This window comes from Buttiauxella sp. A111 (genome assembly GCF_014189855.1).
GTDB classification, from domain to species: Bacteria; Pseudomonadota; Gammaproteobacteria; order Enterobacterales; family Enterobacteriaceae; genus Buttiauxella; species Buttiauxella selenatireducens.
This window is the reverse complement of the sequence record NZ_BJFN01000001.1, coordinates 345,764-364,775: the sequence shown is the minus strand read 5'-3', so window position 1 is coordinate 364,775 and position 19,012 is coordinate 345,764. Positions and strand designations below refer to the sequence as shown.

General features: G+C 49.7%; 15 protein-coding genes. 6 read left to right on the top strand and 9 right to left on the bottom strand.

Features of this window, described 5'->3' with window-relative positions:
- The first annotated feature begins 93 nt into the window (after positions 1 to 93).
- The 3 genes from ldtA to BSPA111_RS01640 all read left to right on the top strand — a co-directional run bounded on the left by ldtA (position 94) and on the right by BSPA111_RS01640 (position 2,292).
- Entirely contained in the window at positions 94 to 1,032 is a 939-nt protein-coding gene (gene ldtA / locus BSPA111_RS01650; RefSeq protein ID WP_183269484.1) for a L,D-transpeptidase, read from the top strand.
- 151 nt (positions 1,033 to 1,183) lie between these two features.
- A complete protein-coding gene (locus BSPA111_RS01645) occupies positions 1,184 to 1,660 on the top strand; it encodes a glutathione peroxidase (protein WP_183269483.1) in 477 nt (158 codons plus the stop codon).
- 227 nt (positions 1,661 to 1,887) lie between these two features.
- Positions 1,888 to 2,292, top strand: coding sequence for a hypothetical protein (locus BSPA111_RS01640; RefSeq protein WP_183269482.1), 405 nt, complete (start codon positions 1,888 to 1,890; stop codon positions 2,290 to 2,292).
- Positions 2,293 to 2,475: 183 nt separating this feature from the next.
- On the opposite strand, the gene BSPA111_RS01635 is transcribed toward BSPA111_RS01640, so the two are convergent.
- From BSPA111_RS01635 to BSPA111_RS01605, 7 genes are all read right to left on the bottom strand, one after another.
- A complete protein-coding gene (locus BSPA111_RS01635; protein ID WP_183269481.1) occupies positions 2,476 to 3,384 on the bottom strand; it encodes an HNH endonuclease signature motif containing protein in 909 nt (302 codons plus the stop codon).
- 377 nt (positions 3,385 to 3,761) lie between these two features.
- Positions 3,762 to 5,939 (bottom strand): TonB-dependent siderophore receptor, encoded by a 2,178-nt coding sequence (locus tag BSPA111_RS01630; RefSeq protein WP_183269480.1) that lies wholly within the window; start codon positions 5,937 to 5,939, stop codon positions 3,762 to 3,764.
- A gap of 277 nt (positions 5,940 to 6,216) precedes the next feature.
- The gene (treA, locus tag BSPA111_RS01625) at positions 6,217 to 7,923 is read right to left on the bottom strand and encodes an alpha,alpha-trehalase TreA (protein ID WP_183269479.1); all 1,707 of its coding nucleotides are present in this window, start codon (positions 7,921 to 7,923) and stop codon (positions 6,217 to 6,219) included.
- A gap of 145 nt (positions 7,924 to 8,068) precedes the next feature.
- Positions 8,069 to 9,454, bottom strand: coding sequence for a protein kinase (locus BSPA111_RS01620; protein WP_183269478.1), 1,386 nt, complete (start codon positions 9,452 to 9,454; stop codon positions 8,069 to 8,071).
- Between the two features lie 33 nt (positions 9,455 to 9,487).
- A complete protein-coding gene (locus tag BSPA111_RS01615; RefSeq protein ID WP_183269477.1) occupies positions 9,488 to 10,441 on the bottom strand; it encodes a hypothetical protein in 954 nt (317 codons plus the stop codon).
- Between the two features lie 59 nt (positions 10,442 to 10,500).
- Positions 10,501 to 10,995 carry an SH3 domain-containing protein gene (locus BSPA111_RS01610; RefSeq protein ID WP_183269476.1) on the bottom strand — a complete coding sequence of 165 codons (495 nt, stop codon included), beginning with the start codon at positions 10,993 to 10,995 and terminating at the stop codon, positions 10,501 to 10,503.
- A 375-nt stretch (positions 10,996 to 11,370) separates the two neighbouring features.
- The gene (locus tag BSPA111_RS01605) at positions 11,371 to 12,843 is read right to left on the bottom strand and encodes a PLP-dependent aminotransferase family protein (protein WP_183269475.1); all 1,473 of its coding nucleotides are present in this window, start codon (positions 12,841 to 12,843) and stop codon (positions 11,371 to 11,373) included.
- 110 nt (positions 12,844 to 12,953) lie between these two features.
- Between BSPA111_RS01605 and puuE the strand changes: the two genes are divergently transcribed.
- The 3 genes from puuE (at position 12,954) to BSPA111_RS01590 (ending at position 17,447) form a co-directional block, all read left to right on the top strand.
- Positions 12,954 to 14,219: a 4-aminobutyrate transaminase gene (puuE, locus tag BSPA111_RS01600; protein ID WP_183269474.1), complete on the top strand. Its 1,266-nt coding sequence runs from the start codon at positions 12,954 to 12,956 to the stop codon at positions 14,217 to 14,219.
- Positions 14,220 to 14,230: 11 nt separating this feature from the next.
- Positions 14,231 to 15,679 carry an NAD-dependent succinate-semialdehyde dehydrogenase gene (locus BSPA111_RS01595; protein ID WP_255459239.1) on the top strand — a complete coding sequence of 483 codons (1,449 nt, stop codon included), beginning with the start codon at positions 14,231 to 14,233 and terminating at the stop codon, positions 15,677 to 15,679.
- A gap of 289 nt (positions 15,680 to 15,968) precedes the next feature.
- Positions 15,969 to 17,447 (top strand): APC family permease, encoded by a 1,479-nt coding sequence (locus BSPA111_RS01590; RefSeq protein WP_183269472.1) that lies wholly within the window; start codon positions 15,969 to 15,971, stop codon positions 17,445 to 17,447.
- Positions 17,448 to 17,506: 59 nt separating this feature from the next.
- On the opposite strand, the gene BSPA111_RS01585 is transcribed toward BSPA111_RS01590, so the two are convergent.
- Together BSPA111_RS01585 and BSPA111_RS01580 are read right to left on the bottom strand one after the other, a co-directional pair.
- Positions 17,507 to 18,202 (bottom strand): cache domain-containing protein, encoded by a 696-nt coding sequence (locus BSPA111_RS01585; RefSeq protein WP_183269471.1) that lies wholly within the window; start codon positions 18,200 to 18,202, stop codon positions 17,507 to 17,509.
- Between the two features lie 37 nt (positions 18,203 to 18,239).
- Entirely contained in the window at positions 18,240 to 18,974 is a 735-nt protein-coding gene (locus BSPA111_RS01580) for a FadR/GntR family transcriptional regulator (protein ID WP_183269470.1), read from the bottom strand.
- Positions 18,975 to 19,012: the final 38 nt, after the last annotated feature.

Below are 19,012 nucleotides of genomic sequence, written 5' to 3'. Positions count from 1 at the left end.
GGGCACTTCCCCCCAAATTCTTAGACTTTCCTCATAAAATTCGCTCCGGCGGGTTATATTTAATGTATCTCAATCATGTTCGAGAACAGGGAAATGATGATTCGTTTAACCTCGCTGGCCTTCGTGCTTGCCGCCGTGACTCACAGCGCATTGGCGGTTACCTATCCTCTGCCACCGGAAGGGAGTCGCCTGGTCGGTAAATCGTTTGTTATCACCGTACCGGAAGGGAACACCCAACCTCTGGAGTATTTTGCTGCACAGTACGATCAGGGGTTCAGCAATATGACCGAGGCCAACCCCGGCGTGGATCTGTTCCTGCCGCGTGCCGGAACGCAACTGACCATTCCTCAGCAGCTGATTTTGCCGGATACCGCTCGTCAGGGCATTGTGATAAACGTCGCGGAGATGCGCTTGTACTACTACCCGGAAGGGAGCAACACGGTGCAGGTTCTGCCGATTGGTATCGGTCAGGCGGGGCGGGAAACGCCGCGTAACTGGGTGACCCACGTGGAGCGTAAGCAGGAGGCCCCGGCCTGGACGCCAACGGCGAACACCCGAAAAGAGTATGCCCGCGAGGGTAAAACCCTGCCTGCGTTCGTGCCGCCGGGGGAAGATAACCCGATGGGGCTGTATGCCATTTACATCGGCAAGCTGTACGCCATTCACGGTACCAACGCCAACTTTGGCATCGGCCTGCGGGTGAGTCAGGGCTGTATCCGCCTGAGGAAAGACGATATCAAATATCTGTTCGATAACGTGCCGGTCGGCACGCGCGTGCAGTTTATCGATCAGCCGGTGAAAACCACCCTCGAGCCAGACGGGCAGCGCTGGCTTGAAGTACACGAGCCGCTGTCGCGTAACCGCGCCGAGTTTGAATCTGACCGGAAAGTCCCGCTGCCAATGACCACGCAGCTGCGTAATGCCACCGAAGGGGCGGGCGTGGATGCAAGCGTAGTAAGCGCTACGCTGACGCGTCGTTCCGGTATGCCGGTGTCGATTAACACGGGGTCGATAAAAGCAGGACAGTTCTAAAACTAGCGGGAGCGAGAACGGTGCAGGAGTTTGAAGTCAAGATTAAGGACCTGCCACGCAATCAGGGGCCGGGTTTACTCACCAAGACATCACGCCAGCAATGTGCTTCATGGCAATGTCGTCGTACTGGCTCTGCTCTGAGGATTCTGACATGACCACCTTTCATCAACTGACTGCTATCAGCCTGCGTGGCCAGCTCATCTCAATGGCCGACTACGCGGGTAAACTGGTTCTGGTGGTTAATACCGCCAGCCATTGTGGCTTCACGCCGCAATACACAGGCCTTGAAGCGCTCTATAAGAAGTACGCCGCCCAGGGGCTGGTGGTGCTTGGTTTCCCCTGCAACCAATTCGGTAAGCAGGAACCTGGCGGCGCCGACGAAATCGCTCAGACCTGTCACATCAACTACGGTGTGAGCTTCCCGATGTTCGAGAAAGTAGAGGTCAACGGCGCCGCTACGCACCCGGTGTTTCGTTACCTGAAAGAAGAATTGCCCGGCGTGCTGGGTGGGCGGATCAAGTGGAACTTCACTAAGTTCCTGATCGGACGCGACGGCAAACCGATCAAGCGTTTTGCACCGTTCACTACGCCAGAGAAAATGGAAGCCGCAATCCTTGCTGCACTTTAAATCTGAGTGTTCCAGTCTTTCGAACCATTCCCTTTTAGAGAGCTCCCGACAAACCGATGATATCCGTGCGAGGTTAATGTCAGCTCCTCGCTTATAGCGGTCAGAGGTGTTTCGAGCGGCTGCAGCGTGCCAGGAGCGGACATTATTAACATCTATTATCTGCATCAATATCCAATGCGTCTAAAGAAGAAAGATTTAAACATGCCAAACCTGAGTTATATGAAAAATTGGATACCAATGAATTTAGACATTTCATCCCTATTATTGCTAATGAGTTTAAAGATTCATTTGGGGCGACAAAGAAATTTGTAGATTTTTGCCTCCATTTCCTTCCAGATGAACCACATGTGAGACCAAAATCAGGAAGAATTGATTGGGAAATAGAACCGTTGTCAGCGATTTTTAAAAAAATATATAGCTACCGTTCTAAGGCATTACATGGAGGGCAGCCATTTCCTGAGCCGATGTGCTCCCACCCTGAAGTATGGGATGGGTATGCTGAGCGGGCGAGAGCATGTTCAACCTTAGGTGGAACATGGTTGAATGAGGATGTTCCTATTAATTTAAACACATTCAACTTTATGACCCATTCCATTTTGAATAAGTGGTGGCAATCTTTATTACCAAGTTAACACTGTAAGTATCAATTAAAACAGCACAATTTACTTTTAGATATGTACCTGCCTTATCTTAGAGGACAATGTCCATTTTCCGCTCACAGCGGACCTAACAACTTTGCTTTAGGTCTGCCCCGTGCCAAGAGCTAACATAATCAATTCGTATGAAACCGATAGGAAATCACGTTCAAAATTAAATTAGATGTCAAGTGAGTCAGGCAATGAACCTTTTTGTTCTTTAGTATAGACATGTAATTTAGCCTTAAAACCTAGAATATCACCCTCCATTGTTAAGAATCGCCCTTTCTCAGCAAAAAACATAGGATTAATATCTCTACGAACAACATCAGCAAACCAATTAGCTGATTTTGTGGATTCCACTAACCAATCATGGCACTCCTGAATCCATTTCTTATATTTTTTAACATCCTCTTCATAATTATTATTCCAGCCACCAGTTTTATAAAATTTATCTGGGTAGTAATTGTCTTCATAAAGATTAGAATGTCTCATGAAAACTTGAGCGGCTATGTTAAGTGTTATGGAAAATGTTTCAGTGGCTCTCCGCAACTCATCAAACTCCTCAGGCCATATTGAAGAAATGACTTTTTGTCTGAATTCAAATATATCATCGGGTAAATTTTTAGGCCATGTCGGATCTGGTGATAATGCAAAGCTAGTCCAATTCTGCCAATTCTCTAAATGACTATATTTCACTGCAGCATCAATTATTGAAGTTACTGAAACTTGCTTGGCTAAAACATATTGGTCTTCAACTTTACCAAGAGTCTCTGAAACCCATAATTCATGTGCCGACTTAACATTATAAAGTTTTTCGATTGGCCAATCTTCTACATTTCTATCAATTTCCGTATGATGGTTTGGGCAAAGAAGAATAAGATTGTGATAACTATTTCTTTCATCCAGAGTTAAATTCGATTTTCCTCTAGCCGCCTCTTCTTTCTCTCCGATAATATGGGCCTGCTCTCCCAATGTAAATGCAGATTTAACGGAGTTCTTATCCTGTGTCAACTCAGCCTTACAGAGGGCACATCGATTTCCGGAGCGACCCCACAACAGTTTGATGTCCTTTTGATTTATTGCCATGTTAAATCGTTCCTTGGGGTGAGTAGGCTCCAATATTATAGTTTTCATATAAACAAAAAAATAGGGGGTGGCCCCAAATTGTCATAAAAACAGATGCCTACAATCCATTTTCATCAAGTAATCAGAAAGACCAAAGGTTGACATTTTGCCCCTGGTGTTTTGTCAGGGCTAACCACTGCCATTCAATAGTCACTCTTTTTGCGTCCCGACCTCCAACCATTTGACCGATACAAAGGGGTCGTTAAAACCCATCAGAGACAAAAACAAATGCGAACTTCCGCTTTTCGCTCTTAGCCGACAGTCATATCTAACTGCGACTAATACAACTATTCCCTTAAAACGGCCCCATTTACTGGGGCCGTTTTGCACAACAATCCTTAGAAATCATACCCCACAGTGGCAATCACAGAACGCTCCGCGCCCCAGTAGCAGTAACCCGTACCGTAACAGCCCGCAACGTAATCACGGCCGGTCAGGTTCGTGGCGTTAACTTGCACAAAAGCACCTTTCAGCGAAGGTGTCCACGCGCCCATATCTGCACGCACCATGGCATCGAGCAGTGTTACCGACGGCACGCGCAGGGTATTTTCATTATCCGCCCATTGCTTGCCGATATAACGGATACCCGAACCCAGGCTGATGCCGAAGTCGGCCTGGAACATGCCCCACAGGCTTGCCATCTGATCTGGCGTGACGTATGGCGTGTTGCCATCGTTACCGTCAATGGCATCTTTAAAGCGCACTTTGTTGTAAGTGTACCCGGCGATGGTTGAGAAACGTGGGTTCCACTGAGAACGCGCTTCAAGCTCCACACCCTGAGAATGCACTTTACCGGCGGGTTCATAGTAGCTGCCTTGAACCACGCGGTTACCCACGTCTTTCTGCGTCAGGTCATACAGCGCAACGGTATACATATCCGCCGTACCGACAGGCTGATATTTTACGCCCGCTTCATACTGCTCAGCGGTAGTGGGTTTCAGCAGTTTGCCTTCGGCATCAGGCAACACCTGCGGCGTAATGGCCTGGCTGTAACTGATGTACGGAGAAAACCCGTTTGTGAAGGCGTACAGCAAAGATGCACGACCACTGAAGTGGTCATCGGTGCGGTTATCGGTGACTTCGCTATCAATCGCATCAGCCACGATATGGCTCTTGGTCACGATGTGGTCATAACGGCCAGAGAGTGTCATATGCCATTGATCCCACTGCATATCATCTTGCAAATAGACACCGGCCTGTTCGTACTGGCGTTTACCGGCTTTGGTCAGCAGACCCTGGTTGATGGTGGAGTAAGTTGGGTCACGCGGATCGTAATAGTAGAAGCCGCCAGGGCCACCAGACTCGCCGGTCCACGGGTTCAGGTTCGTGGTGTAGGCGGAGTCATCGGACAAATTGTTGGTGAATTTGTGGAATTCACCCCCGAGCACTACTTTGTGATCCAGTTCGCCGGTCGCAAAATCAGCTTCAAGTTGGTTATCGATGGCGTACGCGTCCAGCGATGAAGTTTCGCCGCTGTAGTAACGCATCAGTTCGTCATGGGCCACGTCCGCCCAGCCAATCTGATAAGCCTGTTTCAGGCCAACGTTCGAGTGTGTGTAACTGGCATTTGAGCGGAACGCCCAGACGTCGTTAAAGCTGTGCGCAAACTCGTAGCTGTATATCTGCTCGTGGCGTTTGAATTCGTCATTGCCCGGCTCAACGTCAGAGAAATCGGTGCTGATTTTGCGCCCGGTAGAAGAATAGATACTGCCATCCGCCGGAACAGAGCCATGGAATCCACCTGAAGGATCTTTTTCCAGATAAGCGCGCAGTACCAGCGAGGTATTCTCACCCGGCTGCCATAGAAGGGACGGGGAAATCGCGTAACGTTCGTCGCGCGTTTTCTCATACTGGGTGTCGCTATTTTTGGTTAAACCGATAATGCGATACGCCCATTCGTCGTTAATCGCATTGGTGTAATCAAATGCGGTACCGTTGGTCTTGTTATTACCGACCATCGCACGCACGTGGCCTTCTTCGATAAATTGCGGTCGCTTTGATGTTTCCATAACAAGGCCGCCAGGAATGGTCTGGCCGTAAAGTGCCGAAGAGGGCCCTTTAATCACATCAATTCGCTCCAGGAACCATGGGTCAACCTGAATCACGTTGTAGCTGCCGCCATCGCTCATCAGGCGCAGGCCATCAAGGAAGGTGTTGTTGACGTCGCCGCCATGGAAGCCGCGCAGTGCCACGGTGTCATAACGTGTTGCGCCGCCCGCAAAGCCAGTAAACACGCCCGGAGTGTAATTCAGCGCACTGTTTACCGTTAATGCGCCCTGGTCTTCGATTTGCTGGCGGGTAATGACCGAAATAGATTGGCCGGTGGTGATCAGTGGCTCATCGGTTTTGGTCGCGCCACGGCTGACTGTCGCGCTATAACCTTCAGTTTGGCTGGTGGAGGTTTGTGCCGGAGTGGCGGTGACGATGACGGTATCTTCAGCCAGCGCGTAAGCGGGTGCCGCAAGTGCAAGCGCGCAGAGTAAAGCAGAACGCTTTACTGTAAATGCCAGTTTCATTTGATGTTTTCCCAAGAAGGTCTTGTTTTATGCCGATCTGCGTCAGCGATAGTGGTGTGAATTCAGGTGATACCACTGCGTTTATAGGAATGCGAATTATTATCGTTATTATTTGATGATTCAAGTGCAAATATTGGCAGGGGGTCGATGAAAACCCATGAAAATATTATTGTTTTTAGCAGCGGTGGGGCGGGTTCTTCAGATGAGGGATATTCTTTAACGGCAGAAATACGGTGTTCCCAGCCTCTCCCGTTTCAGGAGAGGAGGGTAAAAGGAATTACTGAGTCACAGTTTTTGCAGAAGTATCTTTAACCGGCCCCGGCGTTGCAGACGGCAATTTGTCCGGAGCTGAATCGCACGGTTTCTCTTTAGCGCATAGCATATCGAGCATTTTCAATGTGACGCCGTTAGTCCAGCCGAATCCATCCTGCAACGGATATTCACCGCCGCCACCGCCTGTGCCGGTGGTGGAAACGTCATATTTCTCCACCAGTTTTTGCTCGCGGTTATAGGTCTGTTGCACGTTAGTCAGGAAACGCCAGGAGACTTCCATCGCCAGATCGTTATGCCCGTAATTTTGCAGACCTTCAGTAGCCACCCACTGAAGCGGTGCCCAGCCATTTGGGGCATCCCACTGCTGGCCCGTTTTCAGATTGGTCGTGGCAAGTCCCCCGGTTTTCAGCAGTTGAGAGCGGGTGAGGGCAGCCATTTTATCCGCGCGATCTTTCGACGCGACATGCACGTAAAGCGGGAACAGCGCTGCAGCCGTGAGTTGCGAACGCGCGGCATGAGTTTTGAGATCGTAATCAGCATAGAAGCCTTGTTTATCGTTCCAAAGATGCTTTTCCATGGCTTTTTGGCGCGCATCTGCCGATTGCTGATATTGCGTGGCACCCGTGCTGTCTTTCGCCACAATGCTGGCGTGGGCCAGGGTTTTTTCCATCTGGAAGAGCAGTGCGTTTAAATCTACCGGCACGATAGAGGTGGTACGGATTGAGCCCAATTGTTCGGGTTTATCCATCCAGCGAGAGCTAAAATCCCAGCCTGAAGCGGCTGCCGCGCGCAGATCACGATAAATTTCTGTCGCCGGTCGATTGGGATTGTTCTTCGCTGTGGTCACATCATCCAGATACGATTCGGTGCGCGGCGTGTCGCGATCATCCCAGTAACGGTTTAACACCGAACCATCTTTGAGTTTCACCACCCGAAGATTTTCAGTACCGGGTTCCAGCGTTTCACTGCCTTGCATCCAGTAGCCGTACTCTTTTTTCAGCTGCGGCAAATAGGTGGTGTAGGTTTCGTCGCCATTATGGCTGGCGAGCAGTTTAACCATGAAGGCAAAGAAGGGTGGCTGTGAGCGGCTCAGATAATAACTGCGGTTGCCGTTAGGAATATGTCCCCAGGTGTCGATTTCATGGGCAAAGTTATCGACCATGTCCTGCACTTTGTCCCAGTGCCCGCTTTCTGCAAGCCCAAGCATGGTGAAATAGCTGTCCCAATAATAGACCTCGCGGAAACGCCCCCCCGGCACCACATACGGTTTCGGCAACGGTAACAGCGAATCCCATTCATCTACGCTGTCTGTGGTGCGCGTCAGCACTGGCCACAAACTGTTGATGTGTTCGCGTAACGTCTGCCCTTCAGGCGGGACATACTTTTTACCTTCTTTGGGCAAAATAAAGTTAACGTTAACGAAATGGCGCAAGTCGAAACCTGATTGATTGCGCTGCATGCGGTAATCCGCAAGGATCATCAACGGATCATTCCTGGGAACGGCATCAGCAAATGTTTTCTGATCGGGGAATAATTTTGCTGTTTGTACATCGGTAAACAGTGGGCCAAGAAGGACATCAGGCGGCTGGGGCAGCGCTTGTAGATCGCCTGCGGCCGACGAGGGCAAAGCGAAAGTCACGAACGTACAACCGATAGCGATTTGAATCGCAAATAATAACGTGCGAGGACGGCGCAAAACAGGATTTATCATTAATTGTTCTCCTTTACAGGCTACTACGGCGAAAGTTTTCCGCGATCAACCCTATGAAAACCTTAGACGAATTTCCGGCCAGTGAAAGGGAAGATGTCTCATAATCTGATAAAGCAGATAAATTACCGCCTTGCTAACCGTCAACTTATCCTTGCGGATTAACCAACCACGTTCCCTCTTTTTCAACTGATAACGTCATGCTTCGTGACTGATTATTAGCCCGCAACGTTAGCTCATATTTGCCCGCAGGCAATTGCAGGAAACCATAACCATTGGCTCCAGGCGTGACATTTTCGGTCTTGCCGTTGACATCCAGTTGTTCGCCGTCGTTCATCCGAACATAAATGCGCGCTATCGCACCATCAACCACGGGCAGAGCCGCTTTAGGCTCGATGGCTTGCTCTTTTTCCACCGCTGTTTTTTCGGCTTTGGCAGTCTGGGTCGAAGGAACAGAAGGAGAAGAATGACTAAAAATCAAACCGCCAATCGCCACGCCCACCAGCAAACTGGCGGCAATCTGCGCAGGGAGTTTGTAGCGTTTATTGAAGGGCAAAAGTGGCGATATTTCGGCATCTTCCACTGCTACCAGCATGGTGCCGGGCTGCTTCGACGGTGCCAGACCATTGACGCCACTCAACGGGATTTCAGCCAACGCCGCAAATTCTGCGATAGATTGCGGGCGGTCTTCAGGTTTTAACGCCAACGCGCTATCGACGGCCTGCAACAGACTATGGGAATAACCTTCCGGGCGGTTTTTCGCGAGTTTTACGCAAGGGTCATGAATGGTGCGCGTGACGCTGGCCGGCGGGCAGGTGCCGGTAATCAGCGTGTAGAGGACGGCGCCAAGTGCGTAAATATCCGTCCACGGCCCAAGCTGACCTTCGAGGTCTTCAGCGTATTGTTCAAGTGGCGCAAAACCTGGGTTCAGCGGCGTTTTAATCTCATCGCCATTTTCCGCCTGCCCAGGACGTGGGGCGCCAGCATTAAGCAGCAATGGTGCGCCATTCTCCTGAATATGAATACTTCTTAACGACAGGTCACGATGGATAAATCCTTCATCATGTAAGGTTGCCAGCGCGCCGCACAACATGGGCAGCATACGGCGGATCCAGGTTTCATTAATGATTTCGGATTGATGCTGATGCAGTTCAGCCAGCGTGACATCGTTGGAATAACGCGTCGCCGCATAAGCGGTTTCGTTTTGCGTCCAGAAGCTGAAAACTTGCAGCAAATTCGGATGATTAAATTGCGCAAGTTGGCGGGTCGACTGCACAAAACGGCTCATGCCGACATTAAACGCCTGGCTGTCTTGTTTACTGCGTAACACCAGCTGCATGTTATCGCTGCGCACCGTCAGTGCGCGCGGCATAAATTCGCGGATAGTGACCGGGCGTTCCAACTGGTGGTCCCAGGCTTTATAGACCACGTTGGTATTTGTCGATTCAGTCACTTGCTGAATTTCAAACTCGTCGAAACGGAAACCAGGCGGCAGAGCGTCAGGAGTTTCTGTGTTGTAATCTTTATCAGTCATGATGGCCTTTCTCTGCTCGACGAAACTTAAGGGTTACTTCTGTGCACGCCATGCGCCAACCGCAGGGTCACGCAATTGCGGACGCAGGGAGTCAATCAACAACAGTGTGATAGGCGTCTCAGGCGCAAGCCACGCCGCCCAAACTTTTCGCACGACGTTTAAACGTTTCTGAATAGCGACTTCATCCACTGCCATTTCTCGTGGTACTTCAACGGCAACAATCCCGGTCGCTCGCCAGCCATTCAGCTCCGGGTGATACGGCAAAATCATCCAACTTTGCGGGGCGTGTTCATTACTGACCACCATTCTCTCGTTGTTGAGACTGGTAATCAGCAGGCTGTCAGAGCTTGCCTCAGAGCTTAATCCGCTGACCGGGAAACCATGCACAAAGGTCATCACATTGCGCGTTTCACCGCTAACACCACTTTGAATGATTTCGCTGCGACCGTTTAACCAGCCGCCTTTTTCACATTTGCCGTTAGGAATAAACAGGGCGGCGGCATTGGCATCACCTTGCCAGAAAGTACGCAGATGGCAGCCGTCCTGAAGCGTAAATTCCTGCCAGGGCGTGCGGTCAGCTAACGGTGAGTTTTCTTCGCGCGCAGGTTGGGCGTTGGGTTCACTGGAAACCACAGGCGCAATAATCACCGCCCAGTCACTACTTTTGTTCGCAGTACCGACTGCGAGTGTGTGACCTTGTGGATCTTCCATTCGCCAACTGACTAATTGCACGGTGCTACATTGGTTTTCCAGCAGCGACCCAAGACGTGGCATAAAAACATTGAGCAACGCCGGGTTTTTATCGCCATTGGCGACAATACGCAGCGGAAGTTCTGGCGCACACCAACTTTGCGGCGTGTTGTTTTGCACATCGTCAATCCAGACATCCAGCTTTTGCGAAGGAGACTGGACGATACGATAGTTCCCAGCAGCCCACGCCGTGGTCGATGCCAGCAGTAGCGCCAGACCCGAAAGCCAGAGTTTCATAGAAATCCTTGTTAGACGAACAAACTTAAACAAAAAAAGCGTGACGTAAACGTCGACAATTAATCAATGATCCAGGTACCACTGTTTGCGTTCTGACAGGCCTTGCTGCCGCCATCAACTGCAACACAGGTGGTTTTTTTAGCCGCACGGCGTGGACGTGGGCGGTCTTTTTTCAGCGTCTGCGCATACAGTTCACTTTTCACCAGGGCGCGTGTCGGGACATAACCCAACATTTCCTGTTTATCCTGCTCCGCAATGGCGAGCCAATTATTCTCAACTTGCCCCAAAACGGTATAACTTTGCCCATTCTCAAGGGTGCTGACCACTTTCCCGCCAAAGTCCGGTTTGGTCATGATTGACCCCGGATACAGCGCCCGATAACTGGCGTTAACAGGGGTGAACTCGTGAGGCGCGGCTACCGCGTAGCGGTGTGTCAGCGTGACACCGTTGATCTCACTGGTCACGAGAGTATCGTCCGTCATTTTTGGCGGTGGCGCTTTACAACCAACAACAGTGGCAACAACGGCAAGGATCAACAGATTGCGCAATTTCATCGTAACGTTCCCTGAAAAAAAGATTCAAACCTGGTCGCCGAGAAGGAGGTGAAGTGGCGAAGAAGAAATCCAGGAATCTGAAGAATGATTCACACTAGCAATACATATTAACGTTAATTTTACATCGCTTGATTAACAATTCAATACGGATGTAACTGATTGACATTATTAAGTGTTAATCAGGTCATGAACGACGCTCAGAGTGATAATTCACAGGGTGAATGATTTGAGTTTACAGGTTGACCTTAAAATTAATTATGAAATCGAATTTCAGTTTTGGGCATGATGCGCCGAGGGAAACTTCATTGCCCCGGCGCAATGGCTGATTGAGGCGCTGAATGCAGATAAACCCACTGTCGGATGACGACTTTTGCGTCAGAGGTTTTGCTTAATGATCCCCGCCAGGCGCTCAAAAGAAGGCTCCATATCGCAGTCTTTGATATTGGCGAAACCGACTAACAATCCTTTTGATTTCTGACTATTAAAGTAATAACGCGATAGCGGCCTGACCAAAATACCTTCAGCATTAGCACGCTTAGAAATGCCGATATCGTCTGCATCAGCCGGAAGTTGAATAATCAGATGCAAACCGGCGTTGCTATTGAAATAACCGAGAAATTCTTCGCCTAAATGCTGCTTAATTAATTCGACCAGCACAGTACGGCGTTTGTTATACAACTGGCGCATTTTACGAATATGCGCGGCGTAATAGCCTTCTCGGATAAATTCGGCCAACGCGGCCTGAATAATCTGATGACCGCTGCGATAAAGCTCGTTATGCACCTTTTTCAGCGGGGCGGCTAACGGCTTGGGTAAAACGACATAACCCAGGCGGAGCGCGGGATACAGCGTTTTACTAAACGTACCGATGTAAATCACCGGGCTGTCATCTTCCAGTCCTTGCAACGAAGGAATTGGCTGGCCGGAGAAACGAAATTCGCTATCGTAGTCATCTTCGACAATCCAGCTTTGATATTCCCGAGCCATTGAAAGTAATAACTGGCGACGGGGAAGACTCATGACCGAACCGAGGGGATATTGATGGGAAGGGGTGACGAACATTAATGTTGGCCGCACGGCGGATGAGGGGTCGGGAACCAATCCCTGATCGTCAACATCGCACGCCGTTATATTTACAGCATTCATGCGTAAAATATTCTTAATTCCCCAATAGCCGGGTTCTTCAATCCACGCGTGATCGCCTGGATTACACAATGTGCGGGTGACTAAATCCAGCGCCTGATGAATCCCTTCGGTAATTAATATCTGGTCGGTCGAGCACTTAACCCCGCGCGCGGTGCGCAAATAATCGGACAGCGCAGACTTCAAAACCTCGAGCCCGCCGTCAGCGTCGTAGGTCAAAAACTCAGGGTTAGGGCGCCTGGCAATTCGGTCATAAATCTTCTTAAAGGTACGGTGCGGGAAGCTGTTGACGTCGGGCACGCCCGGAATAAAGTCACCCCATTGCGCGGGACTGGCACTGGCGTTTTCCAGCAAGTCGAGGCAGCGCTTTGACAGGCTTGCAGGCGGGAATGGCTGGGCGGTTTGTGCGGTTCTGGTGACCTGCGTATTGAGATTATCCAGCACACTTTCGGTGACAAACGTCCCGCTGCTGGTGCGTGTCGAAATATAGCCTTCTGCCTGCAATTGCTCATACACCCGCAGCACTGTATTGCGTGATACCGCCAGCTCATTTGCCAAATCCCGAGTCGGTGGCATACGCGCCGCAGGCCGTAAACTTCCCTCAAGAATGCAGCCGCAAACCGCGAGATAAAGTTTCTTATGAAGTTTCTCGCCTGGTGTCTGGTTAAATGCTTGCTTGATCACATCTACGGCAAGTGAACGCATTTGGATCCTATTATTAAAACGATTTGGCTCTCGATTAAGGTACCAGATTCTGTCTAAATGAATACGGTAATACAACCTATCTATTTGATAAATGTGTGAGGGATAAAAAAATGAGTAATAACGAACTCCATCAACGTCGTCTGGCTGCTACTCCACGTGGTGTAGGTGTGATGTGTAATTTCTTTGCGCAAAGCGCGCAAAACAGCACCATCACCGATGTTGAAGGCAAGCAATATATTGATTTTGCCGCTGGGATTGCCGTGCTCAATACCGGCCATCGCCATCCTCGCCTGGTAGAAGCGGTAGAGCAGCAACTTCATGCGTTTACTCACACGGCTTATCAGATTGTCCCTTACGAAAACTACGTTACGTTGGCGGAAAAAATTAACGCCGTCGCGCCTATTGTTGGGCCGAAGAAAACTTCATTCTTTACGACTGGCGCTGAAGCTGTAGAAAACGCGGTGAAAATTGCCCGCGCTCATACGGGTCGCCCAGGGGTGATTGCCTTTAGCGGTGGGTTCCATGGCCGCACCTATATGACCATGGCGTTAACCGGCAAAGTTGCGCCTTACAAAATTGGCTTTGGCCCATTCCCGGGGTCAGTGTTCCACGCGCCATACCCGTCAGCGCTCAACGGCATTACCACCGAAGAAGCGGTGAAATCCATTGAACGCCTGTTTAAGTCTGATATTGAAGCCACTCAGGTGGCGGCGATTATTTTCGAACCTGTGCAGGGCGAAGGCGGCTTTAATGTCGCACCTCCGGCGTTTGTCGCAGCGATTCGCCAGATTTGTGATACCCATGGCATCGTGATGATTGCCGACGAAGTGCAAAGTGGTTTTGCGCGTACCGGCAAAATGTTCGCCATGAACCATTACACGCATCAACCTGATTTGATGACCATGGCAAAAAGCCTGGCGGGTGGGATGCCGTTGTCCGGCGTGGTGGGTAAAGCTGATATTATGGATGCGCCAGCACCGGGCGGATTGGGCGGCACTTACGCCGGTAATCCGCTTTCTGTCGCCGCAGCACTTGCAGTACTGGACATTATTGAAGACGAAAAACTGTGTCAGCGTGCCGAAGCGTTAGGTGAGCGACTGAGATCAGCACTGCACGATGTTAAACAGCATTGTCCGGCATTAGCTGAAGTACGTGGATTGGGTTCGATGGTCGCCGCTGAGTTTTACGACACCACGACGGGTGAACCTTCTGCGGCAATCGCCCAACAGGTTCAGAAACGCGCTTTGGAGCAAGGTTTGCTGCTGCTCACCTGCGGTCAAAACGGCAACGTTATTCGTTTCCTCTACCCGCTGACCATTCCGGATGCTCAGTTCGACAAAGCCCTGGATATCATTAAATCTGCAACACAAATGTGAGACTCGAGATGATCAATTTACACAATGCTGGCTTGCTGCTCGATAGTTGTCCGGTTGATGGCGAATGGAGCCACGCACTGTCGGGTAAGACAATGACCGTTGTGAATGCCGCGACGGGGCAGAAAATCTCTGACGTGCCTTTTATGGGGCAGGCCGAAACGCAGCGGGCAATCGCTGCGGCTGAAATTGCGCAGAAAGAGTGGAAGACGCAAACCGCAGCCTGGCGGGCGAAAATCCTCCATAGCTGGGTGAGTCTTATCAATGAAAATAGCGAAGACCTGGCACGGCTGATTACTCTCGAAGGTGGGAAACCGCTGGCTGAGGCGCGTGGGGAAGTGAACTATGCCGCCTCATTTATTACCTGGTTTGCTGAAGAAGCGAAAAGAGTCGATGGCGTGTTGCTACAACCGACCAGCCCTGACCAGCGCTTTATCGTGTCGAAGCAACCGGTAGGTGTTTGCGCGGCTATCACACCGTGGAATTTCCCGGCGGCCATGATCACCCGCAAAGTGGCACCTGCGTTGGCCGCAGGCTGCGCGATTATCGTTAAACCGGCGGAGCAAACGCCGTTGACCGCACTGGCGTTAGCCAAGCTTGCAGAACTGGCGGGCCTGCCAAAATCACTGTTGCAGGTGATTACCGGTGATGCGAAGGAGATCGGAGACGAGCTGTGCCGGAATGCCACGGTGCGCAAACTCAGCTTCACCGGTTCCACCCAGGTCGGGCGTTTATTGATGGCTCAGTGTGCGCCGACGATTAAAAAGCTGTCACTGGAATTGGGAGGAAATGCTCCGGTGATCGTCTTTGATGATGCCGATCTTGAGCAGGCGGTAAAAGGGATTATGGTGTCGAAATTCCGCAATAGCGGGCAGACCTGCGTGTGCGCGAACCGCATCTACGTGCAGAGCGGTATTTATCAAAAGCTGTGCGATGAACTGGTGAAAGCGGTCGAAACCTTGAAAGTCGGTAATGGTCAGGATGACGGTGTCACACAGGGGCCGCTGATTAATGCCAAAGCGATTGAGAAAGTGGAACTCCACATTAACGATGCGCTGTCAAAAGGGGCTGCGGTGTTAACCGGCGGACACAAACATGCGCTGGGTGGGAACTTCTTTGCACCGACTGTGGTGGCGAACGTCACGCAAGAAATGCGCTTTGCCCGAGAAGAAACCTTTGGGCCAGTAGCAGCGCTGTTTAAATTTGAGTCCGATGAAGAAGTCGTCAATTACGCCAACGATACCGAGTTTGGCCTCGCCGCGTATATTTTCACCCAGGATGCGAAACGCCAATGGCAAATCCCCGAGGCGCTGGAATATGGCATGGTTGGGGTGAATACCGGGCTTATTTCCAACGAAATTGCGCCATTTGGCGGAATCAAACAATCAGGGCTTGGCCGTGAAGGTTCGCGTTTTGGAATTGATGAGTATCTGGAGATGAAGTACGTCTGCGTGAAGCTCTGATAAACCCGTCATACTTCGAGTTACAGGGTCGTTGGCTGCATTATTCGGCTCATTTGCCGCCAACCTGTAACTCGATTTGCTTAGTTTTTACCCTCACTCATTCTGCCTGCGCCATCTATTTTCCTTTTGGTTTTCCTTCCCCCCAATGCCTGCCTGATGTGAATTTTAAAATGTTGCGATTGCGATCTTGTTCTTAACAATTATGTGACATCGAGTCTATACATATAACATATTATGTTTTATAAAATACTCACACTGCCTGCCCTTATGCCACATAAAGAGAAAAGATATGGAACAGACGACAGACAAAGAAAACCATCAACATCAGCCAGTTGAAGGCGAACAATTCAATCGTTCGATAGGGCTGATGTCTAACTTCGCATTGGGATTTACCTATCTTTCGCCACTGACAGCGGTGTACTCGCTGTTTGCGCTGGCCATCACTCTCGCCGGGCCTCCAGCCATTTGGTGGATACTGATTGTGGCGTGTGGGCAATTACTCGTGGCGTTAGTTTTCGGTGAAGTAGCATCGCAATATCCGATTACCGGTGGCCTATATCCGTGGGCGAGAAGGCTGTGGGGTAAAAAATATGCATGGATTGCTGCCTGGATTTATCTTTGGGCGTTAGTGGTGACCATTACGTCGATTGCGGAATACACCGCTACATTCGTGGCCTCTTTATTCCACTACGCCACCAGTGCCGGCAACATGATGGTGACGTCGGTTGTCTTGTTGCTGATTATGATGGTGGTGAACATGTCGGGTACCAAAAACCTGGCACGGGTGGCGCGAATTGGTTTCTGGTGTGAAATCATCAGCGTCATTGCGCTGGGCATTTATCTGCTGATATTCCATCGCTCACAACCTTTCTCCGTGGTATTCGATTCGATGGGCGTGCTGGCAAAAGACGGTAATTACACCACCGCATTTATGTCTGCATCACTCATGGGGCTGTTTATGTTCTTCGGTTTTGAAGCCTGCGGTAATGTGGCAGAAGAAGTAAAAAATCCCGGTAAGAAAATTCCCGTGGCGATGATTTTAAGTATCGTATTTGGTGCCATCTCAGCCGTTATTTCGATTATGGGCTATCTGTTATCGTCCCCGGATCTCATTAATATTGTAAACGGTAAAATTTCTGACCCCATCCCTGCAATCCTTAACGAAGCGTTGGGGCCAACCGGAGCCACCGTGTTTATCGTTGTCGCCGTCATCGCGATGCTGTCTTGTATTCTTTCGCTGCAGGCTGCATTAAGTCGCCTGATATTCTCCTTCTCCCGCGATAACATGCTGCCTGGCAGCCAATGGATGTCGAAGATCTCCAGACACAGCGTGCCGGATAACGCCATGATGGTGAGCTGTTTGTTACCGGTGATTATCTGCGTGTGGGTCTACTTCCAGCCTGATAGCCTGGCGCGTATTACCGCGTTTGCGGTCATCGGTATCTATATTTCCTTCCAGATGGTGGTATTAGCCGCATTGCGCCAACGTTTAAAAGGGTGGAAACCGGCGGGCGAATGGACGGTGGGATCATGGGGGATTATCGTCAATATTCTGGCGTTAGCTTACGGGTTGTGCGGTATTTGGTTGTTGGCCCAACCGGCTGAAAGTGAAAACTTTATGGATCGCTGGACGGTACTGGTAGGGCTGGCGATTGTTATTGGTTCTGGGCTGATTTATATGCTGATCAGCAAACCGTTTGGCCGCTCAAACGCACCAGAAAATGATGCGATTGAGTACGCCCGCAAATTGAATGTTGAGCAGAGCTAATGTAAAGACGTTAAAGGGTGGATAACACTTATCCACCCTTTATGATGACTCAGAATAAACTATGCAGACTGATATAAATTAAAGTAATCATTCTCAAATACAACGGCGGCGTATTGTGGATTAAGTAAATCACCGACGCGACATCTTGGATGGGTAGAGAAAATAATTCTTCGATCTTTATTGGTCAGAATAACTCTGTCATTCACCGCGTAGGGTAATAATTCATCTTCAACCCGACTGACCAATAAATCTATTGCTGCAACCCCTAAAAAGCGATCCTGAAAATGTACCGGCACCGCAGCGGTGAGGGTGTACGAGGTATTGCAAATATAGTCGACGTAGGGGCCATGTAAAAAAGCGTTATCAACCGACGGAGCTTGTTTAAACCATTCAAAGGTTCTGAAATCAAGACGCTGTTGGGTGGCCTGGTCTAAATCAAGATGGACCTGTTTTACACCATCAGCTTTCTTATACCACCACTCCAGAAGCCAGAATTCCTTATTACTCTCGCTGCTTTCAATGTGGCTGGCAAAACCGGCACCGGAACAGTAAACATTGCTGCTCAGGGTCTTTTTAATAAGATCCTGAATGGTATTTTTCACAGACGGTTCAAGAAGATGCGCCAGATTAACATCTTTAATTTCAGCCAGGGCAGCTTCAATTTCCCTGGCAAGTAAACTGGTTGACGTAATGGTAGAGTTAATGATGCTATCAATTTTATCGCTAAGGTTACGGAGTGATGTTGTTTGTAGCATATTTATGCCTATTTTTATTTATATGCACGCCGGATATCTACGGAGTGCTGTTTGCATTGTGCTTCAATTTATTTTCTATCAGATAGAAAGTAAACGTGTCGATTAAATTTTTAGCCATGTTTACTGACTCAACTTCATTATGTGATGCAAGCACGTCAATTAACGAGGTATACAGATCAACAATCTCACGATGTATATTTTCTGAACGGAACAGAATCGCCACCAGTGACGACCATTCAGACTGTAAAATCAGCTCCTGATTGGCCAGCCGTGCTGACTGGGAACACGCGGCAATGGCTAATAAACAGCGCATGTCCGCCTGAGTGCGCGCTTCAGGTGTGGTGGAAGCGCTAAGCACCTCAACAAAATCGCGTAAGCGAGTAATATCCGCGTTCGTCATTCGGCGGGAAGCAAGTCTTGCACTGTGGCTGATAATGGCACAATGCATTTCACCCAAATCAGACAAATAATCAGTGCTTAACGTCTTAAATGGATTAAGAATATTGTTGAATTCCCAGGTTTGCTCGCAGACAAAACTCCCACCATTACGCCCACGCACCGTGTGGATTAAATTATTGGCGCGCAGCGTATTTAATGCTTCCCGAATCGTGATGTGCGAAACACCCATCATTTTTGCAAGATCGGCTTCGTTAGGTAACTGCTCATTTGCCTCAAGCAGCCCGGTAATAATGGCATTAGAAAGTCGCTGAACTATCTGATCGGAACGGCTGGCCTGACCGATTGGCGCGAATATCACCGCATGCGTAATCATAATATTCCCTGGTAAGATAATCCTTTATACCCGCAACT

Bases quoted from the DNA above. Each gene is read 5' to 3' on its own strand.
- ldtA (WP_183269484.1), top strand. From the start codon at position 94: ATGATGATTCGTTTAACCTCGCTGGCCTTCGTGCTTGCCGCCGTGACT.
- BSPA111_RS01645 (WP_183269483.1), top strand. From the start codon at position 1,184: ATGACCACCTTTCATCAACTGACTGCTATCAGCCTGCGTGGCCAGCTC.
- BSPA111_RS01635 (WP_183269481.1), bottom strand. From the start codon at position 3,384: ATGGCAATAAATCAAAAGGACATCAAACTGTTGTGGGGTCGCTCCGGA.
- BSPA111_RS01630 (WP_183269480.1), bottom strand. From the start codon at position 5,939: ATGAAACTGGCATTTACAGTAAAGCGTTCTGCTTTACTCTGCGCGCTT.
- treA (WP_183269479.1), bottom strand. From the start codon at position 7,923: ATGATAAATCCTGTTTTGCGCCGTCCTCGCACGTTATTATTTGCGATT.
- BSPA111_RS01620 (WP_183269478.1), bottom strand. From the start codon at position 9,454: ATGACTGATAAAGATTACAACACAGAAACTCCTGACGCTCTGCCGCCT.
- BSPA111_RS01615 (WP_183269477.1), bottom strand. From the start codon at position 10,441: ATGAAACTCTGGCTTTCGGGTCTGGCGCTACTGCTGGCATCGACCACG.
- BSPA111_RS01610 (WP_183269476.1), bottom strand. From the start codon at position 10,995: ATGAAATTGCGCAATCTGTTGATCCTTGCCGTTGTTGCCACTGTTGTT.
- BSPA111_RS01605 (WP_183269475.1), bottom strand. From the start codon at position 12,843: ATGCGTTCACTTGCCGTAGATGTGATCAAGCAAGCATTTAACCAGACA.
- puuE (WP_183269474.1), top strand. From the start codon at position 12,954: ATGAGTAATAACGAACTCCATCAACGTCGTCTGGCTGCTACTCCACGT.
- BSPA111_RS01590 (WP_183269472.1), top strand. From the start codon at position 15,969: ATGGAACAGACGACAGACAAAGAAAACCATCAACATCAGCCAGTTGAA.
- BSPA111_RS01585 (WP_183269471.1), bottom strand. From the start codon at position 18,202: ATGCTACAAACAACATCACTCCGTAACCTTAGCGATAAAATTGATAGC.
- BSPA111_RS01580 (WP_183269470.1), bottom strand. From the start codon at position 18,974: ATGATTACGCATGCGGTGATATTCGCGCCAATCGGTCAGGCCAGCCGT.